The organism is Bacillus cereus group sp. N31, assembly GCF_016483245.1.
Lineage (GTDB): Bacteria > Bacillota > Bacilli > Bacillales > Bacillaceae_G > Bacillus_A > Bacillus_A toyonensis.
On sequence record NZ_JAEHCH010000002.1, the window covers coordinates 386,328 to 405,604 of the forward strand.

Genomic DNA, 19,277 nt, shown 5'->3' on the forward strand with positions numbered 1-19,277 from the left:
TTAATAGCAGTTTAGGGGCATTATTATGACTGAAGATTTTTATTTGTGATACATCTCACACCATAAATACATATATAACTTTACAATTAGAATATCAATTGATGGGAGGATTAATCGTGATTTTAATGAAAATCCGTTTATTGTGATATGGGAGTTAACAAGGGCATGTCAATTAAAATGTCTGCATTGTCGTGCAGAAGCACAGTATCATCGTCATCCTCTAGAGCTAACATTCGAAGAAGGAAAAAAACTAATTGATGATATATATGAAATGGAAAATCCAATGCTTGTATTTACTGGTGGAGATCCATTAATGCGTCCAGATGTATATGATATTGCGGAATATGCAGTGAAAAAAGGTGTTCGAGTTTCTATGACGCCAAGTGCCACTCCAAACGTGACGAAAGAAACGATTCAAAAAGCAAAAGAAGTGGGACTTGCTAGATGGGCATTTAGTTTAGATGGACCAACAGCTGAAATACACGATCATTTTAGAGGGACAGAAGGATCATTTCAATTAACAATGAATGCGATTCGTTATTTGCATGAATTAAAAATTCCTATTCAAATTAATACTGTTGTTTCTAAGTATAATGTGGATGTACTTAAAGAAATGGCAATGTTAATAGAAAAATTAAAATGTGTACTTTGGAGTATATTTTTCTTAGTTCCAACAGGACGAGGTAAGGAAAAAGATATGATTTCACCAGCCCAACATGAAAGGGTATTCCATTGGCTATATAAACTTAGTAAAAAGGTTTCTTTTGATATTAAAACAACAGCTGGTCAGCACTATAGAAGGGTTGTGCTTCAAGAAAAAATGAAAGAAAATAACAATACAAATCAGATCATTCAATATCAGGATGTATTGATGGATGGGACGACAGGGCGAATTGATGGGCTTGGTCGTGCTCCAAAAGGGGTGAATGACGGAAACGGTTTTGTATTTATTTCTCATATTGGAGATGTATATCCAAGTGGATTATTGCCTATTAAAACCGGGAATATTAGAACGACAGCACTAGCTGAAATCTATCGAAACTCCCCTGTTTTTCAAAACCTTCGTAATCCAGACAAGTATAAAGGAAAGTGCGGTGTTTGTGAGTTTCGATATGTTTGTGGGGGATCTCGTTCTAGAGCATATGCGATGACGGGGGATTACATGGAAAGCGAACCTTTCTGTGTATACATTCCAAAAGCATTGAGAAAACAGAAAAAGAACGTAAAAACGGGAAATGAGTAAAAGTTTGCTCATTTCCCGTTTTTTTAGATTTTATAATGTATTGTACTTCGCATCAATCGTACGATAAGAAATGAAAACCGATCGTTTTTTTCCATCCCTCATTAAAAATCTACTATTTGGATCCGTTGTACGGATACGAATTCTTCACACATAAATTCTATTAAACCGATTTTAATAAAGCATAAAAATTCGTATCATATGGAATATCATCTTGATACATATAATTTTTTAGAACGCCTTCTTTTTCAAAACCTAATTTTAATAGCACCTTATTTGAAGCTTCATTTTCAAGAAAGACAATTGCACCAATCCGTTTTAAATGAAGCGTGTGGAAACCGTATGATATAACCTCAGAAACTGCTTCCGTAGCATAGCCATTTCCCCAGTGTTCAGGGAGAAAGGCATAACTTATATTTGCTCGTTTATGCTCAGAAGACCAATCGTGAAAACCAATTGTTCCAATGAGTTCTTTTTTATCTTTTAATTCGATGCCCCATTTTATACCGTTTCTTGCATTGTAACTCAACTTGAAATTATTAATAATTTGCTTTACTTGATCTACATTCTGTAATGGTTTTTGGCCATAATAGCGCAGTACATCAGTATTAGAAAAGCATTGTAGTATACCCGGTGCATCTTCTTCCGTAAGTTCTCGCAAAATGAGTCGGTCAGTTTTTAATATAGGAAACATATTTTCACTCCATTTCTTATGAAACTAGAATGCATTTGTTATTATATAATTTAAACTGAAAATAAAGATTATTCAAGATGAAAGGGCAGGTTTGATTTATGTTAAAATGGGATGTGGAATATATTTCAAAAAAGAGGTTTAGAAATGGAGAAAAACTCAATATTAATTGTAGATGATGATCTAGATATTGTTCAATTTATTAATGTGAATTTAACGCAAGAAGGTTTTACTGTTTTTAGTGCTCATAACGGAGAAGAGGCATTAGAGATAATAAATAATAACAGTATTCAACTTGCTATTCTTGATATTATGATGCCTCAAATGGATGGTATAGAACTGTGTAGAAGGATTAGAGAGAAAAATAGTTTACCAATTATGTTTTTAAGCGCAAAATCATCGGATGTAGATAAAGTAATTGGATTTAGTACTGGGGCAGATGATTATATTGTGAAGCCGTTTAGTACAATTGAATTTATAGCAAGAGTGAAAGCTCAATTAAGAAGGTATACATATTTTAATCAAATTGCTGTCCAAGTAATGGAAAAGAAAATAAACATTAAAGGTTTAGAAATAGATGAAATTTCTAGAGTAGTAAAGATATATGGACAAACAATTAATGTTACAAAAACTGAATATGATATTTTGCACTTAATGGCAGCTGCAAAGAACCGTGTGTTTACGATTGAAGAAATATATGAAAGTGTTTGGAATGAAAGGGCCTATGAAAGTAATAATACGGTAATGGTTCATATTGCGAGATTAAGAAATAAAATTGAAGAGAATCCAAAAGAACCGAGGTTTATACAAAATGTTTGGGGAGTCGGGTATAAAATTGGAGATTAAATCATTACAAGGAATTAGAGCTAAATTCTTTTTTTCATTTATATGTAGTATTCTGTTAGCTACGGTAAGTATCATATTAGTTCAAATTTTATTTGGAAGTATATATAGTGACGTTGTCGCGCTAGAAGAAAAATATTCGTTTGTTTATTTTATGTTTTTTCTGCTGTTAACCACTATATATTTTGCATTACTGACAAAGACAACTATAAAAAGATTGAATGAGATCAATAAGAACGTGAAGGAAATAAGCAATGGTAATTTGGAAATACATATACCTATTTCGAAAAGCGATGAGATTGGTGAGTTAGCGACGAATGTCAATAGAATGGCCAAAAGTTTAAAAGAGTCTATTGAAAATGAAAAAAAATCACAGGAAATGAAAAATGAAATGATTAGTAATATTTCACATGACTTACGAACGCCTGTAACATCTCTAATTGGTTATGCGGACTTACTAGAAAATAAGCTTCATTCACATGGAGAAGAATGTGGACAATATGTAAGCATATTAAAGCGAAAAAGTTATGAATTAAAAAATCAAGTTGAAGATTTATTAGAATACTGTCAAATAAACTATAGAGAGATTGAATTACATAAAAATGTAGTAGATATGAAAGCATTAATTGAACAGGTCATGATTGATTTTTTACCACAGTTAGATGATGCCAATATAAGTTTTTATATTAAAAGTAATGAAGAGCTATATGTAAAAGTTGATGTAGCACTTATAGTGAGACTATTTGAAAATATAATTAGTAATAGCATTATGTACGGGAAAGATGGAAAAGAAATTTCAATTCAAATTTCCCAAAGAGAAAGGAATGTTGAAGTAGAAATTAAAAATTTTGGACAATGTATTCCGACAAAGAGTCTTCCTTACGTTTTTGAGAAGTTTTATCGTGGTGAAAAATCACGTAGCTCTCATACGGGTGGGAAAGGAATGGGACTTGCAATTTCGAGAAGTATAGCTCAGCTCCATAAAGGAGATATAACTGTATGTAGTAACGATAAAGAAACAATTTTCACTGTGAAATTACCACAGTATAAAAAAGTAAGAAAGTCGTAAGTATTTCTTTCATATGCCGTAATTTTTACTTCATATCATTGAGAACAAAGATATGAGAGTAGGGATACAGCATGTGGAAGAAAAGTTTGTTAGCAATTATAGTTTCTTTTTTAATTATAAGTTGGAGTGTAGTTTATTTAGCTCATGGTATTATATCAGTCGTTGTTTGGTGGTGGATACAAGCATTTAGCGTAGTTTCGATTTTTGTTTTGATAGGCTCAGTAGTAATGTTTGCTTGGAAAGGCATCTTTAGAAAGCGAATAGATAGAACGCTACTTTTAATAGTTCTGTTCTCTATCATTGGAGCTTGGCCTGTCGGGTGGTTCGCTAACATTGGGAGAATTGCATACCCAGCAGATGTACAGTCTACGAGTCCTAAAATAGTCGTTCGTTTTCCTTTGAATGAGCGGGCGTTAGTAGGGTGGGGTGGTGATCGCCTAGAGAAGAATTATCATGTGATAAAACCAAATGAAAGATGGGCATATGATATTCTCATTCCACCTGCTGAAGTGAAAAGTAGTAAGTTAGAGGATTATGGAATATACGGAGCGACAGTAATGGCGCCAGCTTCTGGAACAGTTGTATCAGTTAATAATGATGAAAAAGATTTAGTTCCGGGATCAGATGATTTTCAGTCAATGGCCGGGAATCATATTTATTTACGGTTAGATGAAACAGGGACATTTTTGATTCTTGCTCACTTAAAGAAAGGGTCAATTAAAGCTAAAGAAGGACAACATGTAAACGAAGGCTTCGTTCTTGCCCAAGTTGGTAACTCTGGAAGTTCAAGTGAGCCGCATTTACACATCCATCATCAAAGAGAGAATCCATCCGAGGTGAGTATGTTTTGTACGGAAGGCTTGCCACTTTATTTTCGAACTAAAAAAAGTGCGCTGATGCCGGAAAGAGGTACATACGTAAAAGGTAATTAGAAGAGAATTATTTTACTAAAAAGGGTATTCCATTTTTGATTGGAATACCCTTTTTCATTACCCTATAAATGTTTGATACAGTAAGAAAATATTTAAAACGATAACGAGTGCAGCAATTATCCAAGCGATGAAAGTTGTTATACGGTGGTTAACGAGTGCCCCCATAATCTTTTTACTACTTGTAAACATAATAAGCGGTACTAATGCAAAGGCAATACCAAACGATAAGACAACTTGGCTCATAACGAGAGCATAAGTTGGGTTTACACCTAAAGCAATTATAACTAGAGGTGGAATCATTGTTATAAATCGGCGTAAATATAACGGAATATGCATGCGAATGAATCCTTGCATAATAATGTCACCAGACATTGTACCGACAGACGAGCTAGATAATCCTGCTGATAAAAGTCCGATTCCAAATAAAGCAGCGGATGCAGGACCGACTAAATTACTGAATTGGTTGAAAGCGACGTCAAGGTCTTCAACGTGCAAGCCGTTTTTAAAGAATAAAGCAGCTGCTACAATTAACATACTCGCATTAATGGCTCCAGCGATAACCATTGCAATAATGATATCAATGAATTCGAAACGGAAAATCTTTTTCTTTTGTTCATCATTTGTTCCGACTACACGGCGCTGTGTTAAGGCGGAATGTAAATATATTGCGTGTGGCATAACTGTCGCACCTAAAATACCAGCTGCTAAAAGAATACTATCCACGCCTTGGAATTTTGGGATAAATAGTCCTGAAAGAAGAGGGCTTAATTCCGGTTTTGCATAAAAGACCTGGACACCAAAAGCGATAACAACGATAAAAATCATCCCTGTTATGATTGCTTCTAATGGACGAAAGCCTCTGCGTTGAAATTCAAGAATAATAAACGATCCAGCTGCTGTAATTAAAGCTGCTGGTAACATTGGAATTCCGAATAACAAGTACAATCCGAGTGCTGCCCCAATAAATTCAGCTAAATCAGTTGCCATAATAACAAGTTCACCTTGAATCCATAAACCGATGGAAACAGGTCTCGGGAAATTTTCACGAGCTATCTCTGGAAGGTTTCTCCCAGTAGCAATTCCTAATTTAGCTGATAAAGTTTGAATTAATACAGCCATTAAATTAGAAGCGAGAATTACCCAAAGTAATAAATAACCATATTGTGAACCAGCAGCAATATTCGTTGCAAAATTTCCAGGATCAATATAAGCGACTGAAGCGATGAAAGCAGGTCCTAAGAATGGTAATAGTCTTTTTAAGCCTTTCGTTTGTCCGCTTAGCGCTAAATGAGCTGATTGAACAGTTGTACTTTGAGAAGGGATTTGTTCGTCTTTTGATATATCTTTATTCATAGTAGTGTTCCCCTTTGAAATCTTAACTTGATGAAATTATTGTATTTATTCTTACTCATTATTTCAATACATTTATATATGTTATGTGTTGATTTTATTTGAACATAAAAGTTTCCTTAATGCAAATTATATGGCTTTCTGCAATTAATGGTGTGGAAATACAAAAATATTTTGGAAGTTTATGGGCGCTGAATAAAGGAGAAGATAATAAATTAAAGGACTGTTTTTGAAATTTATGTGAACAAAAAGCCTATTATACAGCATATTAATTGATGGAAATGGATTTGTATGATATATAATATATTGGGATTGCAACATAACCATAGTGTTTTGGTGTGTAATCTTGTTTTTTATTTTTGTTAACTTATAGAAAATAGTATAAAGAGAAGAAAATGGGATGCATAAAACTTTGGATACATTTTCTTATTATATATGTTTTGATATGAGCGTTAACTTATACATGATTTTAAAAATTAGATAGGTGGTAGAAATACATTGGCAACTACAAAACCATACAGAGTATTACTTTATTACATGTACACAACAATTGAAAACCCTGAAGAATTCGCTGCAGAGCATTTAGAATTTTGTAATTCACTTGAATTAAAAGGTAGAATCCTTGTAGCAAAAGAAGGTATTAATGGAACTTGTTCTGGAACTGTAGAACAAACAGAGAAATACATGGAAGCAATGAACAATGATCCACGTTTTGATGGTATCGTGTTTAAAATAGATGAAGAAGAAGGCCATGCATTCAAGAAAATGCACGTGCGTCCGCGTCCAGAGTTAGTTACACTTCGTCTAGAAGACGACATTAATCCAAAAGAAATAACTGGAAAATATTTAGAGCCAAAAGATTTTTATGAGGCGATGAAACAAGAAGATACAGTTATTATTGATGCACGAAATGATTATGAGTTCGATTTAGGGCATTTTAAAGGTGCAATTAAACCAGATATTGAATCATTCCGTGAATTACCAGATTGGATTAGAGAAAACAAAGAAACACTTGAGGGTAAAAAGATTTTAACTTATTGTACAGGCGGAATTCGTTGTGAGAAGTTTTCTGGTTGGTTAGTTCGTGAAGGCTATGAAGATGTAAGTCAGCTTCACGGCGGAATTGTAACGTACGGAAAAGATCCAGAAGTACAAGGCGAGCTATGGGATGGACAATGTTACGTATTTGATGAGCGTATTGCTGTACCAGTAAACCAAAAAGAACATGTTATTGTTGGTAAAGACCACTTTACAGGTGAACCTTGTGAGCGCTATGTAAACTGTTCAAATCCAGAATGTAACAAGAAAATTTTATGTTCTGAAGAAAACGAAGCAAAACATTTACGTGCATGTTCTCATGAATGTCGTGTAAGCCCACGTAACCGCTACGTAATACAACATGAATTAACGGAAGAACAAGTAGCTGCTGTATTAGAGAAAATCGAAGCAGGTAAGTAAGCTGAATTCGTGTAATAAAAAAGGGTACTCCAAACTTTATTTTGGAGCACCCTTTTTATATTGTCAGGTTCTGTCTTTTGTCGATTTTTGTCGGTAAGTCGATATATCTGAAAAATCGCCGATATATTTTGAGTTGCGCTGATATATTCGAAAAATCGCTGATAAAAATTTCATTTACTGAAGCGCATCATGTATTTGTAATTTAAAAAGAATTGTCTTTAATTTTTATCCTCTTTTTCTTTCACAGCAGAAAGTACAGTTTGTTTTACCCACGCTTGTCTTCTTCGATGCTGTATACCCCATTGGTATAAACTTTGTGCACCTAAAATAAAGGAAATGACTATACCGCTAATTGCTATTAACAGTGCAAAAAATTCAAGAGGAGATGATATTTTGTTTGAATCTGTATTTCTTAAAAGGTCAATCATAGTAAAACCTAACATTTGGCCCACTACAGAGTAGAGCGTTAAAATTAATAATAAAAGGCTATCTTTTTTAGCGGCGACATTTTCTTGATATTTAAACAAACTATCAAGATTTTGTTTCGCGTTCGAGTATAAAATTTCAATGTTAAAAAGTTTTCTTAAGCGGAAGAAAATATCTTCACTTTGTGATTGAGATACTAATTCTAAAGAAAAATAATTGGCTGTAAACGAATTGATTGAATAAATTAATTTCTCTATTTCATTTGTATCTTGTTCAATATTTAGCTCAGCATAAGCATTCGCCATCTTTAATAAAACAACTTTATGAAATAGGTTTAATAATAAAGCGTAATAAAATTCTCCGTACATTTGACTAGCAAGTTTAGTGACTTCTCGTTCACCTTCATTTGTTATACATGTGAAAATATGTTCTTCCATAATAAAATAACGGTTAGGAGCCCATCTTTGATAAGAATGCTTTGTTAAATAATCGTGAATATAAGGAACATTATTTGCGCTAATATACGGCTTACCATCGTTTGTTAATCCGGAAAGACTGGAAGCTCGATATACATCAACTACATGAAGGTCTGACTTTTTGTTAATAGATAATAAGGTTTGTACATACATTCGTTGGTCTTCAAAGAAGGGGAATGTTTGAAAGTATGAACTCCGCAACCTCTTATTCTCAAAGAAGTCTGTTAAGCCATGATATAAATCGCCGAATATAAGTTTTTCTACTTGTGAATATTTTTTTCCATCACATTCAATACAAATGGTCTCGGTTGTATCATTTCTAGTTTCAAGCACACGGAAGCGAGAAGCAAATTCGATGGCTTCTGATAATGTCATGTTTGGAGCGGTTTTGACTTCTGTTCGAATTGTTAAAAAGCCAAGCTCATAAGGACAAAGTGTTACATCAATAGAATGTATCTTGAATGGAACGGAAATAAGATTTGTTGTTAAATGTCCATTTAAATTAAGGTCTTTAGAATAGCGCTGTAGTCCCTTTTGATGTTCTGAATGGGGAAAAAGAATTTTATTCGTAAATGAAAGATAGTATGCTTCCATATTTTGATGTGAAACTTGAAACTGTCCGTAATATGTATTTTCATCTTCAAGATGATCAAGTCGAAAAGGACGGAAATTATTTTTTTGTAAGAAAGGGAACATATTTTGTTCATATCCAGTTTTAAACGAAAACGGGAATATAAATTGAAATATAGCTGTTGTTACATCTTTTTCTTCGATTGTTTGTATTGCCTCCATTTACATTGTTTCCTTTCCGTATAAGCTATAGAAACAACATGCCCAATTTTTCTTGAAAATAACCTTGTTTTTTCAATAGATTAAGAATGAAAATTCAGCTAATTTAACAAGGGACATGTATAATGTTATGTATACTAAAACTAGTATAATTGTGTGAGGAAAAGGGGATGTTGTATGCGCATTTTAGTATTAGGAGCTGGTGGCGTCGGTGGATTTTTTGGTGGCCGATTAGTAGAAAAGGGAGAAGATGTTACATTTCTCGTTCGCAGCAAAAGAAAACAACAATTAGAGGAAAAAGGACTTGTTATTCGTAGTGTGAATGGAGATTTTTCCTTTCAACCGAAATTGATAACGAAAGAAGATAGAACTTCTCCATTTGATGTGATTTTATTTTCAACAAAGGCGTATCACTTAAACGAGGCAATTCAAGATTTGAAGCCATTTGTTGGCGAAAATACTGTAATCATTCCATTGTTAAATGGTATCGCTCATTTATCGCTATTACAAAAAGAATTCGGCGGGGAAAAAGTAATGGGCGGTTTATGCTTTATTGAGACGACGTTAAACGATCAAGGAGAAATTGTACAAACTAGTGCTGCCAACAGACTTGTATTTGGAGAAATTAAGCCTCAAGATTCAGAGAGAATAAAGCGTATTACGAAAGCATTTATAGGTACGAAAGCTAGCTTTGTTTTAAGTGAAAATATCACGCAAGATATGTGGCATAAATATTTATTTATTACTGTCATGTCAGGCGTTACAACATTAATGCGTGCACCGATAGGACCAATTCGTGAAAGTGAAGGTGGACGTGAATTTATCCGAAATTTATTTGAGGAATCTGTGCAAATTATGAGGGTATTAGGAGCTCCAGTTAAAGATAATATTGCCCAGGAACATATGAAAACAATTGATAAAATTTCTTATGATATGAAGTCCTCCATGCAGCGTGATATGGAAAAAGGTTCGTTTATTGAAGGGAAGCATTTGCAAGGATACTTACTAGATGTAGCAGAACAATTTTCTTTAGAAGCACCATTACTAGGAGTGGTATATCAAAATTTGAAGGTGTATGAAGAAATGACATTTAACAAACCCGTAATAGAATTAGATGTATGAAATAATAAAAAAGATAGCAATATATAAGTGTATTGCTATCTTTTTTATTTGCGTATGACAAATTATTTGTTTCTTTTAATTCTTTCTGTCAAGTTTATTTCCTGTTCACGTTTATCATATAACTGATTAATTTCATTTGCTACTGCATCTAAATATGAATCGGAAAAAAGCGGTTTCTTCTTTTTAGACATACGGGTCTCCTTTAAGGGTTTTTTAGTATTCATTATGTATATTTATCAGCGGATTATGCGTAATCATTTTAAATTTTTTCTTTTTAAAAATTTTTGTTTACATTTTGAAAATAAAGGAGTATTATAATCCACAGTTTCAATTTTCTAAATCGCTGAAACCGCATGGTACGGGGGACCCGTTCTTACGGATTAGTACATAATCCGATGGGGTGAATCCTTGAAAAAAGGTAGGGCTACTCATAGGCCCGAATCCGACAGCTAACCTCGTAAGCGTTATATTGAGAAGGAAGGTGGAGCTTGTGCGACAAAAAAAATAATGTCTACAAGTCTATTTCGCTATGGCTTGTAGACATTTTTTGTTTTCTGAAGAAATAGTTTGCTGGCTGTAACAAGCAGAATCGTTCGTACAAAATTATTGGAGAGTGGACAGCTGTGGTTTCATCTATTAAAAGATTTTTAATTGGAAGGCCGTTAAAATCAACTGAGTTAGGAGAGCAAAAGCTTAATAAAACGAAGGCGCTAGCCATTCTATCTTCTGACGCATTGTCATCAGTTGCTTACGGACCAGAGCAAATTTTAATTGCTTTAGCAGGTGTTGGAGCGATTGCGTATTGGTATTCCATTCCGATAGCTGTTGGGGTATTAGTATTATTGACAGCTCTTATTTTATCTTATCGTCAAATTATTTTTGCCTACCCACATGGCGGGGGCGCATATGTTGTATCAAAAGAAAACTTAGGGATGAATCCAGGTTTAATAGCTGGAGGGTCTTTATTAGTTGATTATATTTTAACTGTTGCAGTAAGTGTATCAGCAGGTACAGATGCGTTAACATCGGCTTTTCCTAGCTTACATGCACATAATGTAATCATTGCGATTATATTTGTTATATTTATAACCATATTAAATTTAAGAGGCGTAACAGAGTCAGCTTCCGTTTTAGCATATCCTGTTTATTTATTCGTTTTAGCACTATTTATATTAATTGGTGTAGGGATATACAATATTTTAACTGGTCACGTTTCGCAGGCCTTACACACGCCGATTGGAACGCCGGTTGCGGGAATTAGTTTGTTTTTACTGTTAAGAGCATTTGCATCAGGTAGTTCGGCTTTAACAGGTGTTGAAGCGATTTCAAACGCAATTCCAAACTTTAAAGATCCTGCACCAAACAATGCAGCGAAAACTTTGCTTGCGATGGGTGCATTACTTGCTGTGTTATTTTCAGGAATTGTATTTTTAGCTTATTATTACGGAATTACACCGAGTAAAGAAGTAACTGTTGTTTCCCAAATTGCTGAACAAACATTTGGACGTAATTTCATGTACTATTTCATACAAGGCACAACAGCTTTAATATTAATTCTTGCTGCTAACACAGGGTATTCTGCATTTCCATTATTAGCAGTTAACCTTGCAAAAGATAAATTCATACCGAGAATGTTTACGATTAGAGGAGACCGTCTTGGTTACTCAAACGGTATTATTATACTTGGAATCGCTTCGATTATTTTAATTGTAGCTTTCCAAGGTCAAACAGAACATTTAATTCCGCTATATGCAGTAGGTGTGTTTATTCCATTTACACTTTCTCAAACGGGTATGGTATTAAAATGGCTTCGTGAAAAACCTGAAGGATGGGCTTTAAGATTAACGGTTAATTTAATTGGAGCAGTCATTAGTTTTATCGTTATGAGCATGTTCTTTTTAACGAAATTTGCACAAGTTTGGTCAATCCTTATTTTCTTACCTGCTATTATTTTCTTGTTCCACCGAATTAAGAAGCATTATGATGCAGTGGGTGATCAATTAAGTTTAAAAACTTGTGAGCCTCTTATTCCGATTGAGGGGAATGTAATTGTCGTTCCTGTAGCTGGTATGACTCATGTAGTAGAAAATTCATTGAACTATGCGAAGGCTCTTTCTGCAGATCAAGTTATCGCTGTATATGTTGCTTTTGACAGAGAAGAGGAAAAGAAATTTGAAGAGAAATGGAAGAAGTGGCAACCTGAAGTAAGGCTTGTTACATTGCATTCTCATTATAGAAGTATTATTCAGCCGCTAACTAAGTTCATTGATACAGTGCAATATAAAGCGAGTGAATCAAATTATCGAGTTACGGTCGTTATACCACAGTTTATTCCGAAAAAAGGTTGGCATAACATTCTTCATAATCAATCAAGTTTACTCATACGTGCGTATTTACTCTATAAGAGAAATGTTGTTATTACGACAGTTCCATATCATTTGAAAAAGTAAAAAGATTTTTTAAGGATAGTTTCACGAAAGTGGAGCTATCCTTTTTGTGTATACGCTATGCATTATTGCATATTTAACTAAAAATATATTAATATAATTTTATCCGTTGTGAGTAAGTAGTGTTTTCTGTTGTGATATATGGATATTTTAATCGGGAAAGTGAAACGAATTTTATTTTGGGATAAGGACATAAGAGCTTGAAAATAAAGGGAATGAAAATACTTCTTTACGTTATATAAATAGCTGTGTTTAAATGACCTTACAGTACAAAACTTACTTGAAAACAAAACGAAATTTCATACTTTTATAAGTGAATTAGTTTAGAGTGAATAATATTTTTATGTAATATATTCACTGTATGAATGTGGAAATTGCAATAGAATAGAAAATTTATACAACTTTATTCATACTAAGCACATATGAAAAGGTATGAAATGTTTTATAACAATAAGTAAGTACTGTAGAAAAAAGTTAGGAGAGATGGTTCGTACATGAATCACGGTGAGAATGTCCTCTATTGTAACCATCTCAAATTAATTGCAAGAAAATAGAATAATAAAATGCGATAGTAATAGTTGCTAATACATAGGAGGAGTTAAAGTGAAAAAGACTTTAATTACAGGGTTATTGGTTACAGCAGTATCTACGAGTTGCTTCATTCCTGTAAGCGCTTACGCTAAGGAGGGGCAAACAGAAGTGAAAGCAGTATATGCACAAAATGTAATTGCTCCAAATACATTATCCAATTCAATTAGAATGTTAGGATCACAGTCACCGCTTATACAAGCATACGGATTAGTTATTTTACAACAGCCAGACATTAAGGTGAATGCGATGAGTAGTTTGACGAATCATCAAAAGTTTGCAAAGGCAAATGTAAGAGAGTGGATCGATGAATATAATCCGAAGTTAATCGATTTAAATCAAGAGATGATGAGATATAGTATTAGATTTAATAGTTATTATAGTAAGCTCTATGAACTAGCAGGAAACGTAAATGAAGATGAACAAGCAAAAGCAGATTTTACAAATGCATATGGAAAATTACAACTGCAAGTACAAAGCATCCAAGAGAGTATGGAGCAAGATTTATTAGAGTTAAATCGATTTAAAACAGTATTAGACAAAGATAGCAATAACTTATCGATTAAAGCTGATGAAGCAATAAAAACACTGCAAGGATCAAGTGGAGATATTGTGAAGCTAAGAGAAGATATTAAAAGAATTCAAGGGGAAATTCAAGCTGAACTAACTACTATTTTGAATAGACCTCAAGAAATTATTAAAGGTTCTATTAATATCGGTAAACAAGTATTTACCATTACAAATCAAACTGCACAAACGAAAACAATTGATTTTGTTTCTATCGGTACTTTAAGTAATGAAATTGTAAATGCTGCAGATAGTCAAACGAGGGAAGCAGCTCTTCGCATTCAGCAAAAGCAAAAAGAGCTACTACCACTTATACAAAAGTTATCACAAACTGAAGCAGAGGCGACACAAATTACATTCGTTGAAGATCAAGTAAGTAGCTTTACAGAATTAATCGATCGTCAAATTACAACTTTAGAAACGTTAATAACAGATTGGAAAGTTCTAAACAATAATATGATCCAAATTCAAAAGAATGTTGAAGAAGGCACATATACAGATAGTAGTTTACTTCAAAAACATTTCAATCAAATTAAAAAAGTAAGTGATGAAATGAATAAGCAAACAAATCAATTTGAAGATTACGTTACAAACGTTGAAGTACATTAAAAATAAGTAACGATATAGGGAGAGAAGAAAAATGACAAAAAAACCTTATAAAGTAATGGCTCTATCAGCACTTATGGCAGTATTTGCAGCAGGAAACATCATGCCAGCCCATACGTATGCAGCTGAAAGTACAGTGAAACAAGCTCCAGTTCATGCGGTAGCAAAAGCTTATAATGACTATGAGGAATACTCATTAGGACCAGAAGGCCTAAAAGATGCAATGGAAAGAACAGGTTCAAACGCTTTAGTAATGGATCTGTACGCTTTAACAATTATTAAACAAGGTAATGTTAACTTTGGTAATGTATCGTCTGTTGATGCGGCTTTAAAAGGGAAAGTGATTCAGCACCAAGATACAGCTAGAGGAAATGCGAAGCAATGGTTAGATGTATTAAAGCCACAGCTTATTTCAACGAATCAAAATATCATTAATTACAATACCAAATTCCAAAACTATTATGATACTTTAGTTGCTGCGGTAGATGCAAAAGATAAAGCGACTCTTACGAAAGGCTTAACTAGATTATCAAGTAGTATTAATGAAAATAAAGCACAAGTAGATCAATTAGTAGAAGACTTGAAGAAATTCCGCAATAAAATGACGTCAGATACGCAAAACTTCAAGGGAGATGCAAATCAAATTACATCTATCTTAGCTAGTCAAGACGCTGGAATTCCGCTATTGCAAAATCAAATTACAACGTACAATGAAGCAATTAGTAAATATAATGCAATTATTATCGGTTCATCAGTTGCTACAGCGTTAGGACCAATTGCAATTATCGGTGGTGCAGTAGTTATTGCAACTGGTGCAGGAACGCCGCTAGGAGTCGCGTTAATTGCAGGTGGTGCGGCAGCTGTAGGTGGTGGTACAGCTGGTATTGTTTTAGCGAAGAAAGAGCTTGATAATGCACAAGCTGAAATTCAAAAAATAACAGGACAAGTTACAACTGCTCAATTAGAAGTAGCAGGATTAACAAACATTAAAACACAAACGGAGTATTTAACAAATACAATTGATACTGCAATTACAGCGTTGCAAAACATTTCAAACCAATGGTACACAATGGGATCAAAATACAATTCTTTACTTCAAAATGTAGATTCAATTAGTCCAAACGATCTTGTTTTCATTAAAGAAGATTTAAACATTGCGAAAGATAGCTGGAAGAACATTAAGGACTATGCAGAAAAGATTTATGCTGAGGATATTAAAGTAGTAGATACGAAAAAAGCATAATAGTAATTGAACTGTTACAGCATTACGTACAGATAAATGATTTTTAAATAATAGAGAGCTCCTGTTCAGTAGTGAGCAGGAGCTTTTTTTACCTCTAACGTTTCATATCCTCATAAAAAGAATAGGTGATAATTATGCGTAATAAATTCTATAAAAAATGTCTTTTAACGATAATGATTGCTGGATTCGCAGCAAGTAACGCGTTTCCTTTACATCCTTTTGCAGCGGAACAAAACGTAAAAACATTGCAAGAAAATGCGAAAAATTATTCTCTTGGACCAGCAGGTTTCCAAGATGTAATGGCGCAAACGACATCGAGCATATTTGCAATGGATTCATATGCAAAATTAATTCAAAATCAGCAAGAGACTGATTTGAGTAAAATAAGTTCAATTAATAGTGAGTTTAAAGGAAATATGGTTCAGCACCAAAGAGATGCAAAAATTAATGCAGCGTATTGGTTAAATAATATGAAGCCTCAAATTATGAAAACGGATCAAAATATTATTAATTACAATAATACTTTTCAAGCGTACTATAATAGCATGCTAGTAGCGATTGATCAAAAGGATAGCGGTAAATTAAAAGCAGATTTAGAAAAGTTGTATGCGGACATTTTAAAAAATCAAAATGAAGTTGATATTTTATTAGGGAATTTAAAAGCATTTCGCGATAGAATGGCGAAAGATACAAACAGTTTTAAAGAAGATACAAATCAATTAACTTCGATTTTGGCGAGTACGAATGCTGGTATTCCAGCATTAGAGCAACAAATAAATACATATAATGATTCAATTAAAAAAAGTAATGATATGGTTATCGCTGGTGGTGTACTTTGCGTAGCGTTAATAACATGTCTTGCTGGCGGACCGATGATTGCGATTGCGAAAAAAGATATCGCAAATGCAGAAAGAGAAATAGCCAATTTAAAAGATAAAATCTCTGGCGCACAAGCAGAAGTCGCAATTTTGACAGATGTGAAAAATAAAACAACAAATATGACAGAAACAATTGATGCAGCAATTACAGCACTGCAAAATATATCAAATCAATGGTATACAGTAGGTGCGAAATATAATAATTTACTACAAAACGTAAAAGGAATGAGTCCTGAAGAATTTACGTTTATAAAAGAAGATTTAAATACAGCGAAAGATAGCTGGAAAGATGTAAAAGATTATACAGAAAAATTACATGAAGGCGTGACGAAGTAAACAGTGGACTTGTTCCGCTGTTTATTTTTTCATCCTGTTTTTTGTGAGAGTTGAACTTGTCGTTTGATATATAAGTTTGCCATGTGTTTTATCAATATGGCTTTAGGATAATGTTTAGCCAAATTGATACTAATAACCCAGATAAACTTCTGATCAAGCCTTTTATATGTAATGTTTTAATGAAAAAAGTTATACTGTAAGCAAAACTAAAAATTGGAAAGGAAATATTAGAACATGGAAAATTATTTATTATTTATCCTTACAGCAATGCTAATCATAATTATGCCTGGTCCTGGTTTTGCCTTAGTTACAAAAAATACTATCTCGCATGGTAAAAATGGTGGGATAAAGACCGTCTTAGGGACGATATCTGGAATGATGATTCATACAATAATGGCTACGCTAGGACTCTCTGCCATTCTAATGAAATTTGCTATGTTATTTACATTTATAAAATATGCTGGGGCTTTTTATTTAATGTACTTAGCTGTGAAGTCAATTAAAAGTGCTTTTTCTAGAAAAGAAGATATGTCAGGTTCAGTAGAAATGGACTATAAAGATATTGGAGCAATTAAAAGTTTTAGACAAGGATTTACTACGGCAATTTTAAACCCAAAAACTGCTGTATTTTTCCTAAGTTTTTTACCCCAATTTATTGTGAGCAATCAAAGTCATTTCTTCCAATTTCTTTTGTTAGGACTCACATTTACGACTTTGACAGCAATATGGTATTTGCTTTATATCACGCTAATACGTCAATTAAGAACTTTTTTAAGAAAAGAAAAAGTGAACCGTACAATAGAGGGTATTACTGGCACAGTATTATTAGTATTTGGAGTTAGGTTATTTTTCCAAAAATAAATATGTAAATGAAATGAGAAATAAACAATGACGGTAATTTCTCGTTTCATTTATTCTAAAGCTACCATTTTATAATTGATTTTACACCTTCATACCAATTTTCTTATCTCAGGATATTTGCTTTTCTTAGTTTAATTGTGATGTGGGTCCCCTATATAAAAAAAACCACAGTTTACATCTAAACTGTGGTTTTTTGACGTGCAAGGAATTACACAAATTATTAGTCACTATCTAAATTGCACTCCCCATTTATTAATATCTATCTCTATTTTTTAACTCTGCAACAGAAACAAGTCTAGTTTAGAATGAAAGTAATGCCATTGTTTAACATATGTCTCACTATGACATGTACATTTGAATGAAAGCAATAGAATTATTTAACACATGTATCGCCATAACATATGCAATGGATCTGTTAGAAATAAGATAAGCCGCAGTAAGAATTACCGATCCAGGTAAATAAATAGCAATATCCGAAAGCTGGTTCGTATGAAGTACTGTAAAAATTATAATTGAAATGATAGATGCAATAGCAGTACCAACATAATGCGAAAAACGATTTAATAATATATGGCGAAACATAATTTCTTCAATTACTGGACCCATAATTCCAAATAGGAGCAATGTGAATATAATAGGAATCTCTGCCCCTTGTGTAAGGACCTGTTCTTGGTTCTCTGGTTGACCTGTATTTAGAAAATGCATAATAGAATTTTCCACAATTACCATAAATAAAACCACTATAGGAATACTTACTATTTTCAAAATTGTCTTCTCTTTAAAATAAGTAAAACTTTGAATAATTTCTTTCCTAAAGAACATTACTCCTAGAATAGTAGGTATAGTCAAGCTCATGGCACCAAGAGCAAATTCTGATTCAACTAAATTGACATTAGTTAAAAGTGATATGCCAAATAATATGAACAAGCCAATTTGAAATAGTGTAAACATTGGATAAACTAGTAGCATAATAAGTTCTTTTTGATTCATTTTAATAAAGTTCACCTTATTACCTCCATAATTAAATTACTTAGAATCTTTGATTTTTCTTTCTGCATAAGGTTCTCTTTCTAATTTATACAAGATTCCGGACCGAACGGTTCGGTCCGGAATCTAATGATACTATAAGTTTCTAGTTTTTTAAACCCTTTTTACAAATTATTAACAAAATCAAAATAGTAAAAACCGAGTATGTTTATATATCGATTGTTTATTTACAATCAAATTACAGCAATCATTAATGATTACCCTTTTATAGAATGAAATGAAAGAGGGAGTAGCTCATCCCTTTAGCTAAACATATTAATAAAAATTATATATAATAGTTATATGTCTATACATTAAAATTAACTATA

16 protein-coding genes and 1 riboswitch are annotated in these 19,277 nt (G+C 33.1%); of the genes, 11 read left to right on the forward strand and 5 right to left on the reverse strand.

Annotated elements, in window-relative coordinates; all coding sequences use genetic code 11:
- Positions 1–109 precede the first annotated feature (109 nt).
- The gene (locus tag JDS81_RS06275) at positions 110–1,243 is read left to right on the forward strand and encodes a TIGR04053 family radical SAM/SPASM domain-containing protein (protein ID WP_097954168.1); all 1,134 of its coding nucleotides are present in this window, start codon (positions 110–112) and stop codon (positions 1,241–1,243) included.
- Positions 1,244–1,403: 160 nt separating this feature from the next.
- On the opposite strand, the gene JDS81_RS06280 is transcribed toward JDS81_RS06275, so the two are convergent.
- Positions 1,404–1,934 carry a GNAT family N-acetyltransferase gene (locus tag JDS81_RS06280; RefSeq protein ID WP_000483971.1) on the reverse strand — a complete coding sequence of 177 codons (531 nt, stop codon included), beginning with the start codon at positions 1,932–1,934 and terminating at the stop codon, positions 1,404–1,406.
- Positions 1,935–2,078: 144 nt separating this feature from the next.
- Between JDS81_RS06280 and JDS81_RS06285 the strand changes: the two genes are divergently transcribed.
- From JDS81_RS06285 to JDS81_RS06295, 3 genes are all read left to right on the forward strand, one after another.
- Positions 2,079–2,777 carry a response regulator transcription factor gene (locus JDS81_RS06285; RefSeq protein WP_097954169.1) on the forward strand — a complete coding sequence of 233 codons (699 nt, stop codon included), beginning with the start codon at positions 2,079–2,081 and terminating at the stop codon, positions 2,775–2,777.
- Entirely contained in the window at positions 2,743–3,843 is a 1,101-nt protein-coding gene (locus JDS81_RS06290) for a sensor histidine kinase (protein WP_141499573.1), read from the forward strand. The genes JDS81_RS06285 and JDS81_RS06290 overlap by 35 nt, the downstream gene beginning before the upstream one ends.
- A 71-nt stretch (positions 3,844–3,914) precedes the next feature.
- Entirely contained in the window at positions 3,915–4,775 is an 861-nt protein-coding gene (locus JDS81_RS06295; protein WP_097954171.1) for a M23 family metallopeptidase, read from the forward strand.
- Between the two features lie 57 nt (positions 4,776–4,832).
- Here JDS81_RS06295 and JDS81_RS06300 read toward each other — a convergent pair whose 3' ends face one another.
- Entirely contained in the window at positions 4,833–6,128 is a 1,296-nt protein-coding gene (locus JDS81_RS06300; protein ID WP_001030659.1) for an Nramp family divalent metal transporter, read from the reverse strand.
- 495 nt (positions 6,129–6,623) lie between these two features.
- Between JDS81_RS06300 and trhO the strand changes: the two genes are divergently transcribed.
- Complete coding sequence (gene trhO / locus JDS81_RS06305; protein WP_000246238.1) at positions 6,624–7,583, forward strand: oxygen-dependent tRNA uridine(34) hydroxylase TrhO; 960 nt, start codon at positions 6,624–6,626, stop codon at positions 7,581–7,583.
- Positions 7,584–7,801: 218 nt separating this feature from the next.
- On the opposite strand, the gene JDS81_RS06310 is transcribed toward trhO, so the two are convergent.
- On the reverse strand, positions 7,802–9,277 hold the full coding sequence (locus JDS81_RS06310) for a hypothetical protein (RefSeq protein ID WP_097954172.1): 1,476 nt from the start codon (positions 9,275–9,277) through the stop codon (positions 7,802–7,804).
- A gap of 174 nt (positions 9,278–9,451) precedes the next feature.
- Between JDS81_RS06310 and panE the strand changes: the two genes are divergently transcribed.
- Positions 9,452–10,396 carry a 2-dehydropantoate 2-reductase gene (gene panE / locus JDS81_RS06315; protein ID WP_001221919.1) on the forward strand — a complete coding sequence of 315 codons (945 nt, stop codon included), beginning with the start codon at positions 9,452–9,454 and terminating at the stop codon, positions 10,394–10,396.
- A 62-nt stretch (positions 10,397–10,458) separates the two neighbouring features.
- Here the strand turns inward: panE and JDS81_RS30740 are convergent, their stop codons facing one another.
- The gene (locus tag JDS81_RS30740) at positions 10,459–10,587 is read right to left on the reverse strand and encodes a hypothetical protein (protein ID WP_255569958.1); all 129 of its coding nucleotides are present in this window, start codon (positions 10,585–10,587) and stop codon (positions 10,459–10,461) included.
- A gap of 140 nt (positions 10,588–10,727) precedes the next feature.
- Positions 10,728–10,875: riboswitch (cyclic di-AMP (ydaO/yuaA leader) on the forward strand.
- Positions 10,876–11,019: 144 nt separating this feature from the next.
- Here JDS81_RS30740 and JDS81_RS06320 point away from each other — a divergent pair.
- The 5 genes from JDS81_RS06320 (at position 11,020) to JDS81_RS06340 (ending at position 17,922) form a co-directional block, all read left to right on the forward strand.
- On the forward strand, positions 11,020–12,846 hold the full coding sequence (locus JDS81_RS06320; protein WP_000254903.1) for an APC family permease: 1,827 nt from the start codon (positions 11,020–11,022) through the stop codon (positions 12,844–12,846).
- Positions 12,847–13,446: 600 nt separating this feature from the next.
- Complete coding sequence (gene nheA, locus JDS81_RS06325; protein WP_097954174.1) at positions 13,447–14,607, forward strand: non-hemolytic enterotoxin NHE subunit A; 1,161 nt, start codon at positions 13,447–13,449, stop codon at positions 14,605–14,607.
- A 31-nt stretch (positions 14,608–14,638) separates the two neighbouring features.
- Complete coding sequence (gene nheB / locus JDS81_RS06330) at positions 14,639–15,847, forward strand: non-hemolytic enterotoxin NHE subunit B (protein ID WP_000162968.1); 1,209 nt, start codon at positions 14,639–14,641, stop codon at positions 15,845–15,847.
- Positions 15,848–15,981: 134 nt separating this feature from the next.
- On the forward strand, positions 15,982–17,061 hold the full coding sequence (nheC, locus tag JDS81_RS06335; protein WP_097954175.1) for a non-hemolytic enterotoxin subunit C: 1,080 nt from the start codon (positions 15,982–15,984) through the stop codon (positions 17,059–17,061).
- 234 nt (positions 17,062–17,295) lie between these two features.
- Positions 17,296–17,922, forward strand: coding sequence for a LysE family translocator (locus JDS81_RS06340; protein ID WP_000432984.1), 627 nt, complete (start codon positions 17,296–17,298; stop codon positions 17,920–17,922).
- 339 nt (positions 17,923–18,261) lie between these two features.
- Here the strand turns inward: JDS81_RS06340 and JDS81_RS06345 are convergent, their stop codons facing one another.
- Complete coding sequence (locus JDS81_RS06345) at positions 18,262–18,927, reverse strand: CPBP family intramembrane glutamic endopeptidase (RefSeq protein WP_001009316.1); 666 nt, start codon at positions 18,925–18,927, stop codon at positions 18,262–18,264.
- Positions 18,928–19,277: the final 350 nt, after the last annotated feature.

Excerpts from the sequence above, each read along its gene's own strand:
- JDS81_RS06295 (WP_097954171.1), top strand. The coding sequence starts at position 3,915 with ATGTGGAAGAAAAGTTTGTTAGCAATTATAGTTTCTTTTTTAATTATA.
- panE (WP_001221919.1), top strand. The coding sequence starts at position 9,452 with ATGCGCATTTTAGTATTAGGAGCTGGTGGCGTCGGTGGATTTTTTGGT.
- nheC (WP_097954175.1), top strand. The coding sequence starts at position 15,982 with ATGCGTAATAAATTCTATAAAAAATGTCTTTTAACGATAATGATTGCT.
- JDS81_RS06340 (WP_000432984.1), top strand. The coding sequence starts at position 17,296 with ATGGAAAATTATTTATTATTTATCCTTACAGCAATGCTAATCATAATT.
- JDS81_RS06290 (WP_141499573.1), top strand. The coding sequence starts at position 2,743 with ATGTTTGGGGAGTCGGGTATAAAATTGGAGATTAAATCATTACAAGGA.
- nheB (WP_000162968.1), top strand. The coding sequence starts at position 14,639 with ATGACAAAAAAACCTTATAAAGTAATGGCTCTATCAGCACTTATGGCA.
- JDS81_RS30740 (WP_255569958.1), bottom strand. The coding sequence starts at position 10,587 with ATGTCTAAAAAGAAGAAACCGCTTTTTTCCGATTCATATTTAGATGCA.
- JDS81_RS06300 (WP_001030659.1), bottom strand. The coding sequence starts at position 6,128 with ATGAATAAAGATATATCAAAAGACGAACAAATCCCTTCTCAAAGTACA.
- JDS81_RS06310 (WP_097954172.1), bottom strand. The coding sequence starts at position 9,277 with ATGGAGGCAATACAAACAATCGAAGAAAAAGATGTAACAACAGCTATA.
- JDS81_RS06285 (WP_097954169.1), top strand. The coding sequence starts at position 2,079 with ATGGAGAAAAACTCAATATTAATTGTAGATGATGATCTAGATATTGTT.
- JDS81_RS06280 (WP_000483971.1), bottom strand. The coding sequence starts at position 1,934 with ATGTTTCCTATATTAAAAACTGACCGACTCATTTTGCGAGAACTTACG.